The 827-nt window shown below is 64.7% G+C and carries 2 protein-coding genes; both read right to left on the bottom strand.

All coding sequences use genetic code 11. From position 1 onward, the window contains the following. Positions 1 to 532, bottom strand: a 532-nt coding sequence (locus KVP70_RS33080; protein WP_217946683.1) for a GDP-mannose 4,6-dehydratase, incomplete at its 3' end; no start/stop codon positions are given. Next, the coding region (locus KVP70_RS33085) for a sugar phosphate nucleotidyltransferase (protein WP_255575886.1) at positions 529 to 827 on the bottom strand (299 nt) is incomplete at its 5' end. The genes KVP70_RS33085 and KVP70_RS33080, both read right to left, overlap by 4 nt.

Consider the following 827-nt stretch of genomic DNA (forward strand, 5'->3'; position numbering starts at 1 on the left):
CAGGGTGGAAGAACGACGAGCGGTAGCCGGCCGTCACCAGCTCGGCGCAGGCCTTGCTGTTGCTGTAGGGGTCGTAGCCGCCGAAGGCTTCGTTCTCGCGGTAGCCCCAGGCCCATTCCTTGTTTTCGTAGCACTTGTCGCTGGTGACGTTGACCACGGCCTTGACGCCGGGCGTGTTGCGCACCGCTTCGAAGAAGTTCACCAGGCCCATGACGTTGGTGGCGTAGGTCTCGACCGGATGGGCGTATGAATAGCGCACCAGCGCCTGCGCCGCCATGTGGATGACGATCTCGGGCCGGGCCTTCATCATCGCCTCGCGCAGGGCTGCGCCGTCGCGCACGTCGCCGATGATGGAGCTCATGCCGGCGGCGACGCCGGCGGTCTCGAACAGGCTGGGCTGGCTTGGTGCTTCGAGGGCGTAGCCGGTGACGTCGGCGCCCAGTTGCTGCAACCACAGGCTCAGCCAGCTACCCTTGAAACCGGTGTGCCCGGTCAGGAAAACACGCTTGCCGAGCCAGAATGCTGGATTCATGGCCATCGCTTCCACGGCGCCTTGCCGCTGTCCCACAGCTCTTCGAGCAGGATCTTGTCACGCAGCGTGTCCATCGGCTGCCAGAAGCCCTTGTGCAGCCAGGCGTCGAGCTGGCCGTCGGCGGCCAGCTGTTCCAGCGGGCCCTTTTCCCAGATGGTGCTGTCGTCCTCGATCAGGTCGATCACTTTCGGCGACAGCACGAAGTAGCCGCCGTTGATCCAGTTGCCGTCGCCCTGCGGTTTTTCCTTGAAGCTCAGGATGCGCTGGCCGTCCATGTCGATCGCGCCGAAGCGTC

Source organism: Duganella violaceipulchra, assembly GCF_019166075.1.
In the GTDB taxonomy this organism is placed as follows: domain Bacteria; phylum Pseudomonadota; class Gammaproteobacteria; order Burkholderiales; family Burkholderiaceae_D; genus Rugamonas; species Rugamonas violaceipulchra.